The sequence below is a fragment of the Amycolatopsis magusensis genome (genome assembly GCF_017875555.1).
GTDB lineage: Bacteria > Actinomycetota > Actinomycetes > Mycobacteriales > Pseudonocardiaceae > Amycolatopsis > Amycolatopsis magusensis.
Genome location: NZ_JAGGMS010000001.1, coordinates 578181 through 594011 on the forward strand (window position 1 = coordinate 578181; position 15831 = coordinate 594011).

At 71.6% G+C, this 15831-nt stretch carries 17 protein-coding genes; 8 read left to right on the top strand and 9 right to left on the bottom strand.

The genetic code is table 11. The features are described from left to right. Window positions 1-51 precede the first annotated feature (51 nt). From JOM49_RS02670 to JOM49_RS02685, 4 genes are read left to right on the top strand one after another with little or no spacing between them, the layout of a single operon-like run. Window positions 52-891 (top strand): ABC transporter ATP-binding protein, encoded by an 840-nt coding sequence (locus tag JOM49_RS02670; protein ID WP_209662745.1) that lies wholly within the window; start codon window positions 52-54, stop codon window positions 889-891. After that, window positions 888-1703 carry an ABC transporter permease gene (locus JOM49_RS02675; protein ID WP_209662746.1) on the top strand — a complete coding sequence of 272 codons (816 nt, stop codon included), beginning with the start codon at window positions 888-890 and terminating at the stop codon, window positions 1701-1703. Before JOM49_RS02670 ends, JOM49_RS02675 begins: the two co-directional genes overlap by 4 nt. After that, window positions 1664-2860, top strand: a complete 1197-nt coding sequence (locus tag JOM49_RS02680; protein WP_308158631.1) for a histidine kinase — start codon at window positions 1664-1666, stop codon at window positions 2858-2860. Before JOM49_RS02675 ends, JOM49_RS02680 begins: the two co-directional genes overlap by 40 nt. Then, the gene (locus JOM49_RS02685) at window positions 2857-3480 is read left to right on the top strand and encodes a response regulator (RefSeq protein ID WP_209662748.1); all 624 of its coding nucleotides are present in this window, start codon (window positions 2857-2859) and stop codon (window positions 3478-3480) included. The genes JOM49_RS02680 and JOM49_RS02685 overlap by 4 nt, the downstream gene beginning before the upstream one ends. 46 nt (window positions 3481-3526) lie before the next feature. Here JOM49_RS02685 and serC read toward each other — a convergent pair whose 3' ends face one another. The 7 genes from serC to JOM49_RS02720 form a co-directional block, all read right to left on the bottom strand. After that, the gene (gene serC, locus JOM49_RS02690; RefSeq protein ID WP_209662749.1) at window positions 3527-4654 is read right to left on the bottom strand and encodes a phosphoserine transaminase; all 1128 of its coding nucleotides are present in this window, start codon (window positions 4652-4654) and stop codon (window positions 3527-3529) included. Between the two features lie 12 nt (window positions 4655-4666). Next, a complete protein-coding gene (locus JOM49_RS02695; protein WP_209662750.1) occupies window positions 4667-6019 on the bottom strand; it encodes a serine hydrolase domain-containing protein in 1353 nt (450 codons plus the stop codon). Window positions 6020-6024: 5 nt separating this feature from the next. Next, window positions 6025-7191 carry a glycosyltransferase 87 family protein gene (locus JOM49_RS02700; RefSeq protein WP_308158632.1) on the bottom strand — a complete coding sequence of 389 codons (1167 nt, stop codon included), beginning with the start codon at window positions 7189-7191 and terminating at the stop codon, window positions 6025-6027. 301 nt (window positions 7192-7492) lie between these two features. After that, a complete protein-coding gene (locus JOM49_RS02705) occupies window positions 7493-8626 on the bottom strand; it encodes an ABC transporter permease (protein WP_209670707.1) in 1134 nt (377 codons plus the stop codon). Window positions 8627-8685: 59 nt separating this feature from the next. Continuing rightward, complete coding sequence (locus tag JOM49_RS02710; protein WP_209662752.1) at window positions 8686-9378, bottom strand: ABC transporter ATP-binding protein; 693 nt, start codon at window positions 9376-9378, stop codon at window positions 8686-8688. After that, window positions 9375-10472 (bottom strand): peptidoglycan-binding protein, encoded by a 1098-nt coding sequence (locus tag JOM49_RS02715; RefSeq protein ID WP_209662753.1) that lies wholly within the window; start codon window positions 10470-10472, stop codon window positions 9375-9377. The genes JOM49_RS02710 and JOM49_RS02715 overlap by 4 nt, the downstream gene beginning before the upstream one ends. Before the next feature lie 9 nt (window positions 10473-10481). Beyond that, window positions 10482-11009, bottom strand: coding sequence for a hypothetical protein (locus JOM49_RS02720; protein WP_209662755.1), 528 nt, complete (start codon window positions 11007-11009; stop codon window positions 10482-10484). 135 nt (window positions 11010-11144) lie between these two features. On the opposite strand from JOM49_RS02720, the gene JOM49_RS02725 reads away from it, so the two are divergent. The 4 genes from JOM49_RS02725 to JOM49_RS02740 all read left to right on the top strand — a co-directional run bounded on the left by JOM49_RS02725 (window position 11145) and on the right by JOM49_RS02740 (window position 14214). Continuing rightward, window positions 11145-11804 (top strand): response regulator transcription factor, encoded by a 660-nt coding sequence (locus JOM49_RS02725; RefSeq protein WP_209662757.1) that lies wholly within the window; start codon window positions 11145-11147, stop codon window positions 11802-11804. Further along, the gene (locus tag JOM49_RS02730) at window positions 11801-12970 is read left to right on the top strand and encodes a sensor histidine kinase (RefSeq protein WP_209662758.1); all 1170 of its coding nucleotides are present in this window, start codon (window positions 11801-11803) and stop codon (window positions 12968-12970) included. Before JOM49_RS02725 ends, JOM49_RS02730 begins: the two co-directional genes overlap by 4 nt. Window positions 12971-13187: 217 nt before the next feature. Next, a complete protein-coding gene (sepH, locus tag JOM49_RS02735) occupies window positions 13188-14069 on the top strand; it encodes a septation protein SepH (RefSeq protein ID WP_209662760.1) in 882 nt (293 codons plus the stop codon). 1 nt (window position 14070) lies between these two features. After that, window positions 14071-14214, top strand: coding sequence for a hypothetical protein (locus JOM49_RS02740; protein ID WP_209662762.1), 144 nt, complete (start codon window positions 14071-14073; stop codon window positions 14212-14214). 61 nt (window positions 14215-14275) lie between these two features. On the opposite strand, the gene JOM49_RS02745 is transcribed toward JOM49_RS02740, so the two are convergent. Together JOM49_RS02745 and JOM49_RS02750 are read right to left on the bottom strand one after the other, a co-directional pair. Then, a complete protein-coding gene (locus JOM49_RS02745) occupies window positions 14276-14836 on the bottom strand; it encodes a DUF2537 domain-containing protein (protein WP_209662764.1) in 561 nt (186 codons plus the stop codon). 37 nt (window positions 14837-14873) lie between these two features. Continuing rightward, window positions 14874-15683: a TrmH family RNA methyltransferase gene (locus JOM49_RS02750; protein ID WP_209662765.1), complete on the bottom strand. Its 810-nt coding sequence runs from the start codon at window positions 15681-15683 to the stop codon at window positions 14874-14876. Window positions 15684-15831 lie beyond the last annotated feature (148 nt).

A 15831-nucleotide genomic window follows, 5' to 3' on the forward strand; every position in this document is an offset into this window, starting at 1 on the left:
TCCATCCGCTGGTCGTCCCGCGTGCGCGCCGCGTCGATCAGGCTGAACGGCATGGAAGTTGCGGTGAGGGTGCGCGGGCTGCGCAAGGAGTACCCGGGCCACACGGCCGTCGGCGGCATCGATCTCGACATCCGGCAGGGCGAGGTCTTCGCGCTGCTCGGGCCGAACGGGGCCGGCAAGACGACCACGGTGGAGATCCTGGAAGGACACCGCCGCCGGACCGCGGGTGAGGCCAGCGTGCTCGGCGTCGACCCCGGTCGCGGTGACCGGACCTGGCGCGCGCGGCTCGGCATGGTGCTGCAGACCGCGACCGACGCGGCCGAGCTGACCGTCGCCGAGTCGGTGCGGCACTTCGCGCGCTACTACCCGCGTCCGCGTGACCCCGACGAGGTGATCAAGCAGGTCGGGCTCACCGAGAAGGCGAACGCCAGGGTCAAGGCGCTGTCCGGCGGGCAGCGGCGGCGACTCGACGTCGCGCTCGGCATCATCGGCCGTCCCGAGCTGCTGTTCCTCGACGAGCCGACCACCGGCTTCGACCCCGAGGCACGCAGGCAGTTCTGGGAGCTGATCCGGCTGCTCGCGCTCGACGGCACGACGATCCTGCTCACCACCCACTACCTCGACGAAGCCGAGGCACTGGCGAACCGCGTCGCGGTGATCGCGCGCGGCGAGATCGTCGCCGAGGGCACCCCGGCGACGCTCGGCGGCCGCGCCGGGGCCGAAGCGACTGTGCGCTGGGAAGACGCGGGCGGACCGCAGGAACGCCGCACGGCGACGCCCACCGAGCTGGTCCGCCGGCTCTCCGCTGGGGGTGGAGAGCTGGCGGGCCTGACCGTCACGCGGCCGAGCCTGGAGGACACCTACCTCGAACTGATCGGACAGCAGTCATGAGCACCACCGCGGGCACCCTGCCGAGCACGCTGTCCATCGGGCTGGCCAGGGGCGCCGCCGAACTGCGGCAGTTCTTCCGGCAGAAGGAATTCGTCATCTTCACCTTCTCGCTGCCGGCGTTCCTGCTGGTCCTGCTCGGCTCGATCTTCGGCGACACGCTGCCGGGTTCGTCCATCACCTCGAGTCAGGTGTTCGCGGCCAGCATGATCGGCGCGGGCATCATCTCCACCTCGTTCGTCACCATGGGCACCGGTGTCGCGCTCGACCGCGAGGACGGCACGCTGAAGCGCCTTCGCGGCACGCCGATGCCCGCGACCAGCTACTTCATCGGCAAGCTGCTCCTGGTCGCGGTGGCGAGCGTGGCCGAGGTGCTGGTGATGCTGGTCGTCGGCATGGTGATGTTCGACGTCCGGCTGCCGTCCGACCCGCTGGACTGGTTCACCCTGCTGTGGGTGTTCGTGCTCGGGGTGATCGGCTGTGGGATGCTCGGCATCGCGGTCAGCTCGGTGGCCAAGGGGGTGAACGGCGCTTCGGCGGCCAGCCAGATCGTCTTCCTCGGCCTGCAGTTCACCTCCGGGGTATTCGTGATGATCTCCCAGCTGCCGCCCGCGATGACCGCGGTGTCCTCGTTGTTCCCGGTGAAGTGGATCTGCCAGGGCTTACGCTCGGTGTTCCTCCCGGACGAACTGGCGGCCTACGAATTGGCGGGGAAATGGGAACTGGGGCTGACCGCGGGTGTGCTGAGCGCCTGGTGCGTGGCGGGCCTGCTGCTGTGCCTGCTGACCTTCCGCTGGAGCAACCGGTCGAACTGAAGCTCCTGCGGTACTGGGAGCTGTTCTACCTGTTCGTGCTGGTGGCCACGCTGATCGCGCTGCAGTTGCAGGCGGCGGAGCCGCTGCCGGAGCGGACCGGCGGCTCGGCGCTGCTGGTCGCCGGTTTCGGCTGGTACTGGTGGTTCGGGCACCGGCCGCTGGTCCGCACGGCGGGCGAGATTTCGACGCCGGTGGGCGTGCTCGCGGTGACCGGGGTGCTCGTCTTCTTCTTCGGCGCGCTGCTGCTGGCGCCGGGCGCCGCCTGGATCACCCCGTCGGTCATCTCACAGGTGTTCTGGCTGCTGTCGCTGCGCACGTCCGTGGTGGCGGTGGTGCTGATCAGCTTCATGCCCGGCCTCATCTCGCTCAGCCGCGGCGGGAACATCGCCGAGCAGCTCGCCACCACGATCCCGGCCGGGGTGATCTTCTGCGCGCTGGCGCTGATGCTCGGGTTGTTCGTCCACCGGATCGCGCAGCAGAAGGAGGACCAGACCGTCCTGATCGAGCGGCTCGCGGCCAGCCGGTCGGAGGTCTCGCGGTTGTCGCACGAGGCGGGGACGGCGGCCGAACGCGAGCGGCTGGCCAGGGAAATCCACGACACGCTGGCACAGGGGTTCACCAGCATCGTGGCGCTGGTGCAGGCGATCGAGTCCGAATTGGACACCGATCCGGCGGCCGCGCGGCGGCACCTGGAACTGACCGCGCGGACCGCCCGCGAAAACCTGGACGAAGCGCGCTCGATGGTGGCCGCGCTGACGCCGTCCGCGCTCACCTCGGGCACCTTGGCCGACGCGGTCCGGCGGCAGGCGGACCGGCTGGCCGCCGAAACCGCGCTCACGGTGACGTGCCGGATCGACGGTCCACTGCCGAAACTGGCCACCGCCGCGGAGGTGGTGCTGCTGCGGGCGGCTCAGGAAGCACTGCACAACACACGACGGCACGCGCACGCCACCACGGTCTCGCTCGAGTTGTCTATTGTGGACGAGAAGGTCCGGTTGACCGTGCGGGACGACGGGGTCGGCTTCGACCCGGACGCACCCCGGTCCGGTTACGGCCTGGCCGGGATGGCCGCGCGGGCACGGCAGGTGGGCGGCGAACTGTCCGTCCACAGTGGAGCACATGGGGGGACCGAGCTGGTGGTGGAGGTGCCTGCGTGATCCGGATCCTGCTGGTGGACGACCATCCCGTGGTGCGGGAGGGGTTGCGCGGCATGCTCGACACCGAACCGGATCTGACGGTGATCGGGGAGGCGGGCTCCGGCGAGGAGGCGGTGGCGCTGAACCGCGTCAAGCAGCCGGACGTCATCCTGATGGACCTGCGCATGCCGGGCCTGGACGGCGTCGGCGCCACGCGGCAGATCCTGCGCTCCGACCCCACGCGGCGGGTGGTCGTGCTGACCACCTACGAAACCGATGCCGACATCCTGCGTGCCGTGGAGGCGGGTGCCGCCGGTTACCTGCTGAAGGACGCCTCCCGAGCCGAACTCGCCGGGGCGATCCGTGCCGCCGCACGGGGTGAGACGGTCCTGGCGCCTTCGGTCGCCGGACGCCTGGTGAAGCAGGTGCGCACACCCTCCGGTCCCACGCTCTCACCGCGGGAGGTCGAAGTCCTGCGCCTGGTGGCTCGGGGACACACGAACTCGGAAATCGGCCGGGACCTGCACATCAGCGAGGCCACGGTGAAAACGCACCTGCTGCGGGTGTTCGGCAAACTCGACGTCTCCGACCGCACCGCCGCCGTCACCACCGCGATGTCGCTGGGCCTGCTGCCGTCCTGACCGGTCACGGATGCGGCGCCGGGGAAGCCGCATCCGTGACGCCTCGTCAGGAGAGGTGGTCGACGGTCCATTCGATGGACTGGGTCAGCTTGGTGATGTCGTCCGGGTCGATGGCCGGGAACATGCCGACACGCAGCTGGTTCCGGCCCAGTTTCCGGTACGGCTCCACGTCCACGATGCCGTTGGCCCGCAGGACCTTCGCGACGGCGGCGGCGTCCACCTCGTCGTTGAAGTCCACGGTGCCGACCACCTGCGAACGCAGCGCGGGGTCGGACACGAACGGCGTGGTGTACGAGGTCTTCTCCGCCCACTGGTACAGCCGGGTGGACGAGTCGGCCGTGCGCGAGGTGGTCCATTCGAGACCGCCGTTGCCGAGCATCCACTCGATCTGGTCGGCCAGCAGGAACAGGGTGGCCACCGCGGGGGTGTTGTACGTCTGGTCCTTGCGCGAGTTGTCCAGCGCCGTGGTCAGCGACAGGAACTCCGGCACCCACCGGTCCGAGCCGCCGATCTCGCCGACCCGCTCGACCGCGGCGGGCGACATCAGGGCCAGCCACAGGCCACCGTCGGAGGCGAAGGACTTCTGCGGCGCGAAGTAGTAGACGTCGAAGTCCTCGGCCTTGACCGGCAGACCGCCCGCGCCCGAGGTGGCGTCGATCGCGACCAGCGCGCCCTCGCTGCCTTCCGGGCGGCGTACCGGCACCGCGACACCGGTCGAGGTCTCGTTGTGCGCCCAGCCGACCAGGTCCGCCCCGGCCTGGTAGGCGATCTCCGGCGCGGTGCCCGGGTCGGACTTGACCACGATCGGGTCGGCCAGGAACGGCGCGCCCTTGGTCACCGTGGCGAACTTCGAGGAGAACTCGCCGTAGGTGAAGTGCTGCGCCCGCTCGCGGACCAGGCCGAACGCGGCCGCGTCCCAGAACGCCGTGGTGCCGCCGTTGCCCAGCACCACCTCGTAGCCGTCGGGCAGCGAGAACAGCTCGCTCAACCCCGCGCGCACCCGGCCGACCAGTGACTTCACCGGCTTCTGGCGGTGGGAGGTGCCCAGCAGGGCCGCGCCGTCGGCGGCCAGGTGGGCGAGCTGCTCCGCGCGCACCTTGGACGGTCCGCAGCCGAAGCGGCCGTCAGCGGGCTTGAGGTCTTCCGGAATGGTCAACGCTGCGACGTCGGTCATGTGCGCAGTCTCTCACCCGATCCGCCACCCCTGCGGGTCCACCCCGCCGGGCACCGGGGCCGCCGGGTCGTACGGGGTGCGGGTGAACACGAACGTGGCGAGGTCGAGGTGCGTGACCGTGCCGTCCGGCCCCTTCTCCGCCCGCAGCGTCTCGCCGGTGTAGTACCCGTCGAGCCCGACCCAGGTGCCGTCCGGCTGCGGGCGGAACCGCGACGCGCGGCCGGCGCCGTTCGCCGGGCTCAGGTCCAGCCAGCCTCCGGGCAGGACACGCAGGTGGTACGGGCTCGGGCCCCAGTGCCAGAGCCCGGTCATCGCGAGCAGCTCCGGCGAGACCTCCGACGGCCGCCACTCGGCGGGCAGCCGCGGCTCGTACTCGTCGGCGATGGTCAGCAGGTCCAGCGCCAGCGACATGATCGCCACGCCGGCCGTCGAGTTGGCCAGCGCCAGCACGCCGGTCTGGGTGGCCGGGTCGATCAGCGTGACGGCCAGGAAGCCGGGCATCGACCCGGTGTGCCCGGCCAGCCGCCGCCCGTTGTGCCGGAGCACCTGGAGGCCGAGGCCGTAGCCGGAGCTCCAGGCGTCACCGTCGTCGACGGCGGCCATCTCGCGCATCTCGGCGACGGTCTCCGGGCGCAGCACCTCGCCGGTGCGGCCGCCGACGAACGCGGTCCACGTCGCCAGGTCGCGGACGGTGGACCAGAGCTGCCCGGCGGGCGCCATCGCGCCGGCGTCCGGCGACGGCTCGGGCAGCAGCACGTCGGCGAACGGGTGCACCGCCCAGCCCTGCGCGTGCTTGCCCTCGGGGTGCGGGGTGGTCCTGGTCATGCCGAGCGGGGTGAGGATCCCGGTGTTCAGCGCGTCCAGCCAGCTGGTGCCGCGCAGGCGGGAGACCAGCTCGCCGAGCAGGCCGTAGCCGACGTTGGAGTAGTGGAACCGGGCGCCGGGGCGCAGTTTGATCTCGTCGGCGCCGAGGCTCGCGTCGAGCGCGGCGAAGTCGGCCCCCGGGCTGCGCTCCCACCACGAACCGGGCGACTCGGCGGTGACCCCGCCGGTGTGCGACAGCAGTTGCGCGACGGTCTGCCCGCCGAGCGCGGTGCCGGGGACGTGCTTGTCCAGCGCGTCGGTCAGGTCGAGCTTGCCCTCGTCACGCAGGCGCAGCACCTCGGCGGCCACGATCGATTTGGTGATCGAGCCGAGGCGGTACTGGGTGTCCTCGTCCGGTGCGCCGTCGCCGACCGTGCCGCGGGCGCCCGACCAGGCGATCTCCCCGTCGCGGACGATGGCCGCGACCAGTGAGGGCGCGCGGTTGGCGGACTGCTCCGTGGCGAGGCGGCGCAGCAGGGCGAACTCGGTCGTTGGCAGCATGTCCGTCATTCTGCCCGCGGGGTCCGACAAGTTCGAGCGACCCACGCCATCGCGGCGAGCAGCAGCGCCCCGAGCAGCACGTAGCTCTCGCGCAGCGGCCACACCTCGCGGTTGTTCCACAGTGGACTGTCCAGGAAGACGTAGACCGACAGCGCCGCGAGCCCCAGCAGCACCACCTGCCGCACCCGGTCGCGGTCCCGCACGGCCAGCAGCACCAGCAGGCCGACGATCGGGCCGCTCCACACCCAGTGGTGCGTCCAGGACACCGGCGACATCAGCAGCGCCCCGAGCGCGCAGGCGAACATCGCCAGCACGGGGTTGCCACCCGCCAGCGCCCGGCGCACGACCAGCGCGGTCACGGCCAGCGTGACCAGCACCGCGCCCGCCCAGAGGACCGTCTGCGTCCCGGTCGCGAAGCCGAAGCGCGCGATCATGCCGCGCAGCGACTGGTTCCCGATGTACCCGGGGTCGCCGATCCGCTCACCGGCGAAGACCAGCTCGGTCCAGTAGTGCACCGAGGCCGACGGCGCCACCAGCCACGCGGCCAGCGCACACCCCGCGAACGCCACCACGGCGCGTGCGGCTGCCTTGAAGTCCTTCTGCAGCAGGAAGAACAGCACGAACGCGGCCGGGGTCAGCTTGACCGCGGCCGCCACGCCGAGCAGCAGCCCGCGTGAGCGGCGGGTGGCGAGCAGGTCGACCGCGACCACCAGCATCAGCAGCAGGTTGATCTGGCCGAAGCCGAGCGTGGCACGCACCGGCTCGCTGACCAGCGCGACCGCCTGCACCCCCAGCACCGCGGCACCGGCGGCGAGCAGTTTCGGCTGGTAGTCGGCCAGGCTCAGGGCGATCACCACGCCGAGCGCGAGCACGCCGACCACGGTGATCGCCACCAGCGCCACGTCCAGCGGGATGACCAGCAGCGGCGCGAAGGCGATCGCGGCGAACGGCGGGTAGGTGAACGGCAGCCAGGTCCCGTTGCGGGTGGGCGGCAGCGGGCCGTACGGATCACCGCTGGTGAAGAAGGCCTCGGCGCCGATCCGGTAGACGTCCAGATCGAGCCCGTCGAGCCGCTTCCACACCAGCACCACGGCCAGCAACACCAGTTCGACGACCACCAGCCCGACCAGCGTACGGCGGCCCGTGTCGCCGGATTCCAACCTGCGCTTCACCCGAACATCCAACACGAGCCCGCCCAGCCCGCTCGCAGTCCCTCCGTCCCAATGCTATGAGTGGGGCATTACTTGCAATGGATGCAAGTAATGCCCCACTCATAGCATTCGCCAGCCCCGCCCCCCACCATCACGACTCGCGCCCGGGGCTCCCAGCAGGAGCACCGCCCAGACCCCCACCCCGCCCCGGTCCACAGCCAAAAACACGGCGAAGGCCTCGATGTCAAGGCATCTTTCCCGCCTTGACATCGAGGCCTTCGCCGTAGTCACACTAAAAAACCGGGGCGGGCCCCACCCGAAGTCAGGCCAAGGCAACCGTAGGCGGTAACCGAGCAGCTCGCATAGCCGGATAAGCCCCAGCCACCGCCCCCACGACAGCCGCCACCCCGACCCCGCCGACCAGCGCGGGTACCGGGAGTACCGCAGGCCAGTCCTGGCTCAGCGAATACCCCGCGGTCGCCAGCACCCCCAGGAGCACCCCGGACGCGCCGCCGAGCGCGGACAGCAGCATCGACTCGGTGAGGAACTGCCCGCGCACCTGTCTCCTGGTGGCCCCGAGCGCCCGGCGCAGGCCGATCTCCCGGCGTCGTTCGAGCACCGAGATCACCATGGTGTTGGCCACCCCGACCCCGCCGACCAGCAGCGCGACCCCGCCGAGGCCGAGGAACAACGCGCTGTAGGTGTTCTCGGTCAGCCGTTGCGCCTCGATCGCGTCGGACGGCCTGCTCACCTTGACCTCGTCCGGGTGCGCCGGGTTCAGCGTGGCCGCCAGCACCTGCCGCACACTGTCCAAACGCGACTCCTCGGCCCTGGCGTAGACCGTGCTGGGGCGCCCGTCGAAGCCGAGGTGGCGCTGGGCGGCGGTCCAGCCGACCAGTACCGCGCGTTCGATCTCGGCGGCCAGCGGCATCGGGTCGAGGATGCCGATCACGGTGAACCAGCGGTCACCGATCCAGACCTGCGGCCGCTGCTGGGCGTCGATCCGGTCGATGCCGAGCCGGGTCGCCGCGACCGAGCCGAGCACCACCACCGGGTAGTCGGCGTTGGCCGCGCCCAGGAACTCACCGGCCTTCAGCGTGCCCCCGAGCAGGCCGAGCAGGTCCGGGTTCGCGGCCTGCACGGACAGTCCCGAGGTCTCCGATTCGGCGACCTTGTCCGTGCGGCGCACGGTTTTCCCGGTGTTGCCGGTCGCGGCCGCGCCGAGCACCGGCCCGATCCGCTCGGCCATCGGCACGGCCGTGTCCGGCAGCACCGCGTCCTCGCCGAAGAACGTCTGCCCCGGTTCCGCGCGCAGCAGGTTGGTGCCCAGCGCGGCCAGTTGCTCCCGCAGCGCCTTCGCACTGGACTCCGGGATCGCCAGCACCGAGACCATCGCCGCGATGCCGATCGCGATGCCCAGCGCGGAAAGCACCGCGCGCAACGGCCGCGTGCGCATGCCGTGGGAACCGAGCGAGAGCAGGTCCACCGGGCCGAGCCGGGAAGGCGACGGCGGCTTCACCGCGGTGCTCCGGCCGGGGTGCCGGTGTCGAGCCGGATCGTGCCGTCGAGCACCTCGATCCGCCGGGGTGCCCCGGCCGCGATGTCGCGGTCGTGCGTGATCAGCACGACCGTGGTGCCGTCGTCGCTCAGTTCGGCGAGCAACCGCAGCACCGAGGCGCCGTTGCCGGTGTCGAGGTTCCCGGTGGGTTCGTCGGCGAGCAGGATCAGCGGGCGGTTGACCACGGCCCTGGCGATCGCCACGCGCTGCCGTTCCCCGCCGGACAGCTCGCTCGGCAGGTGCCCGGCCCGGTGGGCCAGGTGCACGCGGTCGAGCGCGGCCAGCGCCATCTCCTTGCGACGCCGCCGCGGCACCCCGGCGTACAGCAGGCCGGTGGCCACGTTGTCCACCGCGGACACCCCGTCGTTGAGGAAGAACTGCTGGAACACGAACCCGATCCAGCGCGAGCGCAACGCCGACAGCTGCCGGTCGGACAGGTCGGCCACGTCCAGCCCGCCCACCTCGATCCGGCCGGTGCTCGGCCGGTCGAGCGTGCCCATCAACTGCAGCAGGGTGGACTTGCCGGAGCCGGACGGCCCGGCGATGGCGACCATTTCACCGTCCTCGATGGACAGCGACACCTCGCGGAGCGCGTGCACCCCACCGGGGTACGTGCGCCCGGCGGCGTGCACCGCGAGCACCGGCGTCATGAAGTGGTCACCACCTTGGTGCCCTCGGCCAGCCCGTCCCCGCTGACCTCCACCTTGCCCCCGGCGAACAACCCGGGGTCGACCGCCACCAGCCGCCGTTGCGCGCCTTCGACGACCTCCACCGCGTACCCGCCCTCGGCGAGCGCGAGCAGCGCCCCGACCGGCACCACCAGCACACCTTCGCGCTGCCCGGTGGTGACGACCACCTCGACCGGCGCGGCGTCGAAGCCCGCGGTGGCCGGGTCGTCCAGCGTGACCGTCACGGCGACCTTCGGCTTCTCCTCGGCACCCGGCGCGTTCTCCTCCCCGGAGTCCGTCTCCACCTCGGTGCCGATGGCCGAGACCGTCCCCTTGACCTGCTTGCCCCCGGCGATCGACAGGTCCACCTTGTCCCCGGTCTTGAACATGCCCTGCTTGGCCACCTCGACCTCCAGGGTGACCACGCGCTCGGTGCCGGTCGCCTTGAGCAGCGGCCCGGTGCCTTCGCCGCCGAGCTTCGCGCTGACCGAGGACACCCGCAGCGCGCCGCTGTCCACCACCACGTCGGCGGGCGCGACCCTGCCGGTCTGCTCCTGCTCCAGCGACTTCTGCCACTTGCGGACCGCGGTCGCGGTGGCCGCGGTGAACTTCTCGTCCGGCTTGCCGAAGCCGCCGAACCCGAGATCGCGCAGGTTCTCTTCGAGCACCTTCACGTCCGGGCCGGTACCCGCGCCCTCGCCGAGTTCCCGGTAGAACGGCACCACGCCGTAGAACAGCGGCACCGGCTTGTCGTCCACCTTGTACACCGGCTCGCCGCGGTCGACGACCTCACCGGCACCCGGCAGCCAGGTGATCGTGCCCGGCTTGCGCCCGGCCACCTCGCGTTCGGCGCCGTAGCCGAGCGTGCCGTCCACCTTCGCCTGCTCGGCGAGGTCGTCCCTGGTGACCTCCACCGTCTCCACCGGTGCCGCGGGCGGTGGCCCCTCGTCGGCCGAGCCGGCGGCCACCCGCGCCACCACCACGACCGCGCCGGTGCCGAGCACCGCGACCCCGGCCAGCGCCGCCAGCAGCCACCGCGTGCGCCGGCCGCGGCGCACCTGTTCGATCTCCGTCACAGCGGCCGCTCACTCCCCCGGCTCGGTGTGCACCATCGGCACGGACTCGCCCGCGCACTCCTCGAAGGCCTTCTTGGTCTTCGGGTCCTCCGGGTCACCGCCGGGAATGGCCATCCCGGGGTTCGCCGGATCCGGGTCCGGCACGTCGATGCCGTGGTCGCGGAAGCACTGGGCGGTCTTGCGCATCTCATCCAGCTCTTCGGCGGTCGGCGGCTTCATCTCACCGCCGTTGGGCAGCAGGTGGCGGCACGCGTTGTGCGCCTTCTCCATCTTCGGCGCCTCGTCGGGACCCGTGGCTCCCATGGTTATCCCGCCGTCCACCGGGTCCGGCATGTCCACGCCGTTGTCCCGCATGCAGCGCGCGAAGGCCAGCTGCTCGTCGTGGGTGAACTCGTCGTCCGCCTCGGCCGGGGCCTGGCTGTTCCCCGTGTTCGTGCCGTCGAGGCTGGCCACGCCGTCCCCGCCGGGGTCCTCACCCCCGCAGGCGGCCAGCGACAACGCCGCCGCCACGAGCACCAGTCCGTACCTGAACCTCATGCCGTCTCCTCACTGGTAACCGTGGGACGGATTTCTACGGATCCGGCGGTCTGCGCCCGTTAAGCGAAGTCGTTTATCTCCCGCTTATCCCCCCTTGGCGGAGACTGTGCGCACGAAGAGAACAGGGAGGCCTGGGTGCGGGTGCTCGTCGTCGAGGACGAACGGCTGCTGGCGGACACCGTCGCCGAGGGACTGCGCAGGCTGTCCATGGCGGTGGACGTCTGCTACGACGGCGCGCAGGCGCTGGAGCGGATCGGGGTGCACGCCTACGACGTGGTGGTGCTCGACCGCGACCTGCCGGTGGTGCACGGCGACGAGGTGTGCCGCGCGGTGCTGGGCAGCGGCGGGGTGGCGCGGGTGCTGATGCTGACCGCGGCGGCCGAGGTGGAGGACCGGGTCACCGGGCTCGGCCTCGGTGCCGACGACTACCTGACCAAGCCGTTCGCCTTCGCCGAACTGGTGGCCAGGGTGCAGGCGCTGTCGCGGCGGGCCCGCCCGGCGTTGCCGCCGGTGCTCGAAGGCGGTGGCGTGGTGCTGGACCTGCCGCGCCACCAGGCCGCCAGGGACGGCCGGTTCCTGCCGTTGTCACCGAAGGAGTTCGCCGTGCTGGAAGTGCTGATGCGGGCGGAGGGCACGGTGGTAAGCGCCGAGGAGCTGCTGGAGAAGGCGTGGGACGAGCACGCCGACCCGTTCACCAACGCCGTCCGGGTGGCGGTGATGACCCTGCGCCGCAAGCTCGGGGCGCCCGGGCTGATCGAGACGGTGCCCGGCGCCGGTTACCGGTTCGGCTCGTGAGCGGGCTGCGGCTGTCCGTCCGGACCAAGCTGACCGCGTTGTACGGCGGGTTGTTCCTGGTCACCGGCATCATCCTGCTGCTGATCAACTACCTGCTGGTCAGCACCACGCTCCCGGCCACGCAACCGTTTGCGTCCGCCGCCGTGGCGGCCCGCGAGCCGGCGGGCGCGGCGGGGCCCGCCGTCCCGTCCGACACGCAGGTGTACCCGACCTCACCGACGATCGAGGTGGTCACCACCTCACTCGAGGAGTACCGCAGCTCGACCCTGTCCACTCTGCTGCTCCAGTCGGGCGTCGCGCTGGTGATCGCCGCCGGGCTGGCCGTGCTGCTGGGCTGGCTGACCGCGAGCCGGGTGCTGCGGCCGGTGCACGAGGTCACCTCGGCCGCGCGCCGACTGGGCGCGGAGAACCTGGACCGGCGGATCAACCTCGACGGCCCGTCCGACGAGCTGAAGGAACTGGCCGACACCTTCGACCGCATGCTCGACCGGCTCGCGGGCTCGTTCGACAGCCAGCGCCGGTTCGTCGCCAACGCCTCGCACGAACTGCGTACCCCGCTCGCGGTGCAGCGCACGCTGATCGAGGTGGCGCTGGCCGATCCGGAGGTCACCCCGCAGGTGCGGCGGCTCGGGCAGCACCTGCTGCACACCAACGAGCGCAGCGAGCGGATGATCGAAGGCCTGCTCACGCTGGCCCGCAGCGATCGGGGACTGCCGAGCCGGGTGCCGGTCCAGCTCGGCGAGGTGGCGGCGAACGTGGTGCGCGCGCTCGGTCCGCTGGCCGAAGAACACGAGGTCACGGTCACCATCGACACCGCGGAACGGACCGTCGCCGGTGACCCGGTGCTGCTGGAACGCCTGGTCACGAACCTGGTGGAGAACGCCGTGCGCTACAACCGGCCCGGCGGCGCGGTCCACCTGCGCATCGGCCGGAATCCCGCGCTGACCGTGCAGAACACCGGCCCGGTGATCCGCGCCGACGCCATCCCCGCCCTGTTCGAGCCGTTCCGGCGGCTCGACCACGACCGCACCAGCGGCGCGTCGGGCGCCGGGCTCGGCCTGTCCATCGTGCGGTCGGTCGCCCAGGCGCACGACGGGAGCGTCTACGCCCAGCCCGCCGAATCCGGCGGGCTCGTGGTCGGGGTGTGGTTACCGGAATCGAGATGACCCATCACTCCGCGTGTCGGCGAGCGCGGATCGCCGGACTTCGGCAAGATCACCCCAGGAATGTCGAACGGATGGCACAAGCATCGGCGCGCCTACCACGTCAAGCCGACGCGCCGAAGTAGGCTGGACACCCACACGAGTGAGCCTCGTGCGGTACAGGGTTGAGCGATTTCGGCCACGGTTTGACGGAGTGGAGAGCAGCGGGGAGGCGAGGAAGGTGCGAGCGCTGAGGGTGGTCGGGCTGCACGAGGACGGCCGGTCCATCGTGTGCGAAGACACGGCCCGTGGTGAGCGCTTCCTGCTGCCCGCCGACGAACGCCTGCGGGCCGCTGCCCGCGGTGACATCACGCGACTGGGGCAGATCGAAATCGAGCTGGAGAGCCAGATGCGTCCACGTGAGATCCAGGCCCGGATCCGGGCCGGGGAATCCGTCGAGCAGGTCGCCAACAGCGGGGGCATCCCGGTGGCGCGGGTGGAGCGCTTCGCCTACCCGGTGCTGCTGGAGCGCTCGCGCACGGCGGAGATGGCCCAGGCCGCGCACCCGGTCCGCGAGGACGGGCCCGACGTGCAGACGCTCGGCGAGGTGGTCGCCTACGCCTTCGGGGTGTTCGGGCAGGACTACACCGGTGCCAGCTGGGACTCGTGGAAGGGCGAGGACGGCAAGTGGGTGGTGTGCCTGAACTGGCAGACCGGCCGCTCGGACAACCGCGCGCACTGGTGCTTCGCGCCGGGTGCGCACGGCGGCACCGTCTCCGCGCTGGACGAGAACGCCCAGGCGCTGATGGACCCGAACGCCTACCGGTCGCTGCGCGCGGTCGACGCGCTCGGCAGGCCGTCCGCGCCCGCGCCGGTGGAGGAAGAGCAGCCCACGCTGGACGGTGAAGCGGAGAAGGTGGCCGAGACGCCGGTCGCGGAGGTGCCCGAGGTCGCCGGTGAGACGGCCGTGGTCGCCGCCGGCGACGGTGGACTGCCGCTGCCCGGGGTCGAAGAGCAGGTCGAAGCCGCCAAGGCGACGCCGCGCCCGCCCAAGAAGAAGGGCAGGCCGGCCGTACCCGCCTGGGAGGACGTCCTGCTCGGAGTCCGCTCCTCGCGCGGTTGACTTGACGCAACCCGAGAACGGTGACGAACCGCTCGACCCGGCCGAAGAAGAGGGCCCGGTCGGGGGTGGGTTCACCGGCGGCGTGCGCGAGCTGATCGACCCACCCGAGCCGGACGAACCAGACGCCGAGCCAGACGAGCCGTGATGTCACGAATGTGGCTTTGGGGACGAAAAACGTCTCGAAAGCCACATTCGTGACACCGGCCTCAGCCGAACACGACCGCCAGGACGCCGATCCACGAGAAGGCGAGTCCCCCGGCGGCGCCCAGCACCACCCATCGCAGGATGGGCAGCTTCCGGCCCAGCCACAGCGAAGGCGCCAGGCCAGCCGTGACCAGCACCGCCGCGACGAAGGCCAGCAGGCCGCTCGTTTCCGCGGCCAGCGTCCGCGCCAGCGCGAGCATCGCGACGAAGACCACCACCGCGACGAAAGCGGCGACCGTGAGGCCCGTGGCCCACGGCGTCGGCTCCGGCGGGCGCGGCTCGCGGACTAACGCTTCCGGAGGAGGGATCACCGAGCCCGCGTCGGTCACCGGGTCGACGTAGTAGACCGGCGTACCCGTCACCTCGGCCACCCGCCCGGCGAGCTGGCGACCGCGCTGCGACACCACAGCCGCGGCCTCGCGGTCGGGGCTGGAACGGCGGACGGCGGCGGCGACCCTGGCCCACTCGTGCAGCGCGTCGGCGAGGTCGGCGCCGAGCGCGACCTGGTGCGGGTCGGCCTCCTCGCCCAGCACCGCGCGCTCACCACGGACCCGCAACTCCACCCGCCGGCCTCCTGATCTTCGTCCGTCCCGTCCAAACCTACCGAGCGCCACCGAGTTCGTAGAACGCGACGGCGGCGGCGGTGGCCACGTTGAGCGAGTCGACGCCCTCGGCCATCGGGATCCGGACCGCCAGATCGGCCGCGGCCAGTGCTTCTTCGGTCAGTCCCGGCCCCTCGGAACCGACCAGCACAGCCACCCGCTCAAGTGCCGGGGCCCGCAGTTCACGCAGGTCCACCGAGCCCGGTCGCGGGGTCAGCGCGGCCACGCGGAAGCCGTGGTCCCGCAGCAGGCCCAGCCCGTCCGGCCACGGCTCCAGCCGCGCGAACGGCACCCGCAGCACGTTGCCCATGGACACCCGCACGCTGCGGCGGTACAGCGGATCGGCGCACCCCGGCCCGATCAGCACGCCGTCGATGCCCAGCGCCGCCGCGTTGCGGAAGATCGAGCCCAGGTTCTCGTGATCGCCGACGCCTTCGAGCACCGCCAGTTTCCGCGCCCGCGCGACGAGTTCACGCGCGTCCGGCTGCGGTGCCCGGTCCGCGACCGCGAGCACCCCGCGGTTGAGGTGGAACCCGACCACGTCGGCCATCGTTTCCGCCGGTGTGACGTACGCGGGCACCTCGGCGGGCGCCAGTTCCTCGGTCAACTCCTCGATCCGTCGCTGAACACCGAGCAACGCCCGTACCGGGTAAGCGGATTCGAGCAGCCGTCGCACCACCACCGTGCCCTCGGCGATCACGAAACCGCGGCCACCGGGGCGATCCGGCCGCCGATCCGCGGTCGAAAGGTTTCGAAAGTCGTCCAACCGGGGATCTGCCGGGTCATGGATGTGAATGGTGTGCGCCACCCGGCGAGTCTGCCATCCGCTCGTCCCACCGCGAGGTGGGCCGAACGACCACGGCGGTCTAGTGCAAACGGATGATTATCGCGGATAGTTAAGGAAAGGTAACTCACAGCACCGCTTTGGGCCTAGCTCATCTGCAGGGGCTGTGCAA